The organism is Idiomarina sp. Sol25, from assembly GCF_033052775.1.
GTDB lineage: Bacteria > Pseudomonadota > Gammaproteobacteria > Enterobacterales > Alteromonadaceae > Idiomarina.
Map to the genome: position 1 here is coordinate 1 of NZ_JAUPEW010000176.1, position 257 is coordinate 257.

The window sequence follows — 257 nt, forward strand, 5'->3', positions numbered from 1 at the left end:
GGTTGCTGGCAGCACTGGGCGCGATTTCACTCGCGGCGCTTATCGCATTTCTCATTCGTCATCAGGCTGGCTTGAACAGCGCGCATCCGGCGCCACCGCCACCTTCGAACGACGTCGTCTCAGTGGTGCCGAGCACAGCGACGGCGACACCGGCATCCACGCCGTCCGCGGGCGGCAGCGCGATCATTCAAGGCGACGTCAGCGACCGCGACCTGGCGACGAGCAATGGCGACGTGCACATCCGGACAGGCGACGGC

The 257-nt window shown here is 66.5% G+C and carries 1 protein-coding gene; it reads left to right on the forward strand.

What is annotated here, in order from left to right; all coding sequences use genetic code 11:
* On the forward strand, positions 1–257 hold a 257-nt coding region (locus tag Q5L94_RS13905; RefSeq protein ID WP_317498943.1), incomplete at both ends, for a hypothetical protein.